This window comes from Tenacibaculum piscium (assembly GCF_021390715.1).
Taxonomy (GTDB): domain Bacteria; phylum Bacteroidota; class Bacteroidia; order Flavobacteriales; family Flavobacteriaceae; genus Polaribacter; species Polaribacter piscius.
This window is the reverse complement of record NZ_JAJGWT010000036.1, coordinates 1-766: the sequence shown is the minus strand read 5'-3', so window position 1 is coordinate 766 and position 766 is coordinate 1. Positions and strand designations below refer to the sequence as shown.

2 tRNA genes and 1 rRNA gene are annotated in these 766 nt (G+C 41.3%); all 3 read right to left on the bottom strand.

The window, feature by feature from the left end:
* Positions 1-188: 188 nt before the first annotated feature.
* Positions 189-265, bottom strand: a tRNA-Ala gene (locus L0U77_RS11835).
* An 85-nt stretch (positions 266-350) separates the two neighbouring features.
* Positions 351-424, bottom strand: a tRNA-Ile gene (locus L0U77_RS11830).
* An 81-nt stretch (positions 425-505) separates the two neighbouring features.
* Positions 506-766, bottom strand: a 16S ribosomal RNA gene (locus L0U77_RS11970); the annotation flags it as partial.

Genomic DNA, 766 nt, shown 5'->3' with positions numbered 1-766 from the left:
TATTTATTTTTATAAAAATATTGTTGTTAATCCGAAGATTAACTTCTCTATCTTGATTTCTTTACGATATCATTTTACCAATATGTCAATGAACTTGTGGCGAGTCGCCACTGACAAGTACTTAAACTTTTTGTGAACAATCTGCCTACAATACTCTTGGAAATAATTACTTATCTCCAGGCATTGCCTGGTGGAGAATATCAGAGTCGAACTGATGACCTCTTGCGTGCAAGGCAAGCGCTCTAGCCAACTGAGCTAATCCCCCCATTATAAATCCTAGAATACTATTCAGAATTTGAATGTCGAATCCTCTAGTTTCTAGAATTTCCTTTCTAATAACTTACTCTTTGTAGTCTCAGGCAGACTCGAACTGCCGACCTCTACATTATCAGTGTAGCGCTCTAACCAGCTGAGCTATGAGACTATAATAGCTTGTTATTAGTGTTTTTTAAAATTAACAGCAAAGAGTAAAACTTCCCTTTTGTAACTCACCATCTTTCTCTAGAAAGGAGGTGTTCCAGCCGCACCTTCCGGTACGGCTACCTTGTTACGACTTAGCCCTAGTTACCAGTTTTACCCTAGGTCGCTCCTTGCGGTAACGAACTTCAGGCACCNAGCAAAGAGTAAAACTTCCCTTTTGTAACTCACCATCTTTCTCTAGAAAGGAGRCAAGGTAGCCGTACCGGAAGGTGCGGCTRCCTTGTTACGACTTAGCCCTAGTTACCAGTTTTACCCTAGGTCGCTCCTTGCGGTAACGAACTTCAGG